At 70.5% G+C, this 2,407-nt stretch carries 1 protein-coding gene; it reads left to right on the forward strand.

Annotated features, from left to right (window positions below; genetic code table 11):
* The coding region (locus AB0O00_RS35885; protein WP_363658897.1) for an RHS repeat-associated core domain-containing protein at nt 1–2,407 on the forward strand (2,407 nt) is incomplete at both ends.

Below are 2,407 nucleotides of genomic sequence, written 5' to 3' on the forward strand. Positions count from 1 at the left end.
GACAGCAACTGCTGCGGCCTCACCTGGTCCGGCGGCGCCCAGCTGAGCATCCGCGGCACGGCGCCGGGCGCGTTCGACAGCATGCGGGTCACCGTCCCCGAGGACGGCGACTACCTGCTCTCGGGCCAGCTGACCAAGTTCACCGACCACGGGATCATCCAGTTCGCGATCGACGGCCAGAACGTCGGCCAGCCGATCGACACCTACGTCGCCACGCCGGTGGTCGCCCCGTACACGGCCGGCCAGTCCGTGCACCTGGCGCGCGGTGACCACGAACTCAAGCTCACCGTCGTCGACACCAACACGGCCAGCGGCGGCGAGCGGTTCCACGCGGGCCTCGACACCGTCACCCTGACCAAGACCACCGTCAACCCGACGCTCCCGGCCGGCACTTCGGTCGTCGCCCGGGACCACAACACCAACACCTACGACGAAGGAAGGCCCGACGGCCAGGCCTACCACCTGGTCACCACCGCCACCGACGGCGCCCGCATCGACGGCTACGCCGACGACGTCGAACTGCGCGTCACCAAGCACGGCTTCGACACCCCGATCGGCGGCACGTCCGGCTGGACGCTGAAGAAGGCGACCTCGGTAACCACCGACGCCCTCGGCGCCAAGCTGACCGCGTACGTCAAGTTCGACGCCTCCGGCCGAGCGCTGGAGTCCCGCAAGCCGGGCTCCAACGGCGCCGACGCCGGCACCGTCAAGTCGGTCTTCTACACCGCCGGCGCCAACCCGGACGACCCCCTGTGCGCCAACCGCCCCGAGTGGGCGGGCCTGCCCTGCGCGACCCTGCCGGGCGGTGACGTCACGGGGGCCGACGCCACCCAGATGCCCACGACGCTGCCGGTCAAGCGGGTCACCCGCTACTCGGCGTTCAACGAGCCCGAGGAGACGACCGAGACCAACGCGGGCAAGTCCCGCAAGACCGTCATCGGCTACGACGGCGCGGACCGGGTCGTCTCCACCGAGATCACCTCGGACGAGGGCAAGCCGCTGCCGAAGGTGACCACCGAGTACGACCCGGCGACGGGCGACGCGGTCAGGACCACGGCCGACGGCAAGTCGCTGGTGCGCGTCATGGACGCGCTCGGCCGCCTGGTCTCGTACACGGACGCCGACGGCGGCACCACCACCACGGAGTTCGACAGGTTCGGCAAGCCGGTCAAGGTGAGCGACCCGACCGGGTCCACCACCTACACCTACGACCGCGCCAAGGAACCGCGCGGCCTCGTCACCTCGATCAGCGACAGCGTGGCCGGTGAGTTCACCGCCACCTACGGCCCGGACGGCCAGCTCGTCGAGCAGACGTACCCCGGCGGGATCGTCAGGAAGGACAGCTTCAACGCCGTCGGCGAGGCCACCGGCCGGACCTACACCCGCAGTTCCGACAACGCCGTGGTCTGGGCGCAGACCGGCGACGTCTCCACCCAGGGCCAGGTGGCCAGGAACACCAGCTCCACCGCCACCCGCAGCTACGAGTACGACCGGCTCGGCCGCCTGGTGAAGGCCCGCCAGTCGACCACCACGAGCGGCTGCGTCACCCGGCAGTACGCCTTCGACGGCCACTCCAACCGGCTCTCGAAGACCACGCTGCCCTCGGCCCCCGACGGCACCTGCGGCACCGACGGCGCCGTCGCCGAGAACCACACGTACGACAGTGCCGACCGCCTCACCGACCCGGGCTTCGCCTACGACGCCTTCGGGCGCACGGTGAAGACGGCGACGGGCTCCGCCAACACCTACTGGGCCAACGACAAGGTCGCGGCCCAGGAGAAGGGAGACACCAAGCAGGAGTGGGCCCTCGACGCCGCCCACCGCCTGACCGCCTTCACCACCGCCAAGAAGCAGGCCGACGGCACCTGGGCCAACGCCACGTCGAAGCTCAACCACTACGGCGACGACTCCGACGAGGTCCGCTGGACCGTCGAGGACACCACCCAGGGCACTATCACCCGCAACATCTCCGGCCCGGACACCGACCTGGTGGCCACCAGCAGCAAGACCGGTGACGTCCAGCTCCAGCTCACCGACCTGTTCGGCTCGGTGGTCCTCACCACCGACCCCGCGCTGACCAAGCCCGTCGTGCTCGACTTCGACGAGTTCGGCATCCCGCAGGACGGCCAGGCAAACGTCCGCTACGGCTGGCTCGGCGGCAAGCAGCGCTCCGCCGAGGCCCAGGACGGCGACATCCTCATGGGCGCCCGGCTGTACAGCCCGGCCCTCGGCCGGTTCCTGCAGGTCGACCCGATGCCGGGCGGCAACGCGAGCCCGTACGACTACTGCACCGGCGACCCCGTCAACTGCACCGACCTCGACGGCAACTGGGGCATGCCCAAGTGGCTGAAGAAGACGGTGCACGTCGTCGCCAGGGTCGCCGAGGTCGCGTCCTACATCCCCGGCC

This window comes from Kitasatospora sp. NPDC093558, assembly GCF_040683475.1.
GTDB lineage: Bacteria > Actinomycetota > Actinomycetes > Streptomycetales > Streptomycetaceae > Kitasatospora.